The organism is Corynebacterium glyciniphilum AJ 3170, assembly GCF_007673095.1.
Taxonomy (GTDB): domain Bacteria; phylum Actinomycetota; class Actinomycetes; order Mycobacteriales; family Mycobacteriaceae; genus Corynebacterium.
Genome location: NZ_VDYZ01000292.1, coordinates 1 through 254, shown reverse-complemented (window position 1 = coordinate 254; position 254 = coordinate 1). Strand labels below are relative to the sequence as shown.

Annotated in this window: 1 protein-coding gene; it reads right to left on the bottom strand. The window is 66.5% G+C overall.

Going from position 1 to position 254, the window contains the following annotated elements:
* Positions 1 to 254 (bottom strand): hypothetical protein (locus tag FS507_RS20090; RefSeq protein WP_186314785.1); only part of this gene is annotated, 254 nt, incomplete at both ends.

Sequence of the window (254 nt, the reverse complement as noted above, 5' to 3'; positions counted from 1 at the left end):
CACCCCTCCCCTCACCCGGTCCCTCTACCCTACCTCCGCCGAACTCCTCCCTCTCCTCCACACCCCCCACCTCCCACCCTATCTCCCCCACCTCCCCCCGAATCTCGCACCCCCACCACCCCACCACCACCCCCCCCACCACCACCACTCCTCCCTCATCACCTACCCCCACATCACCCTCAACCACCACATCCACCACCTCACCAACCCCCCCAACGTCCTCGACCTCTCTCCCACCCACTTCAACTTCCTCC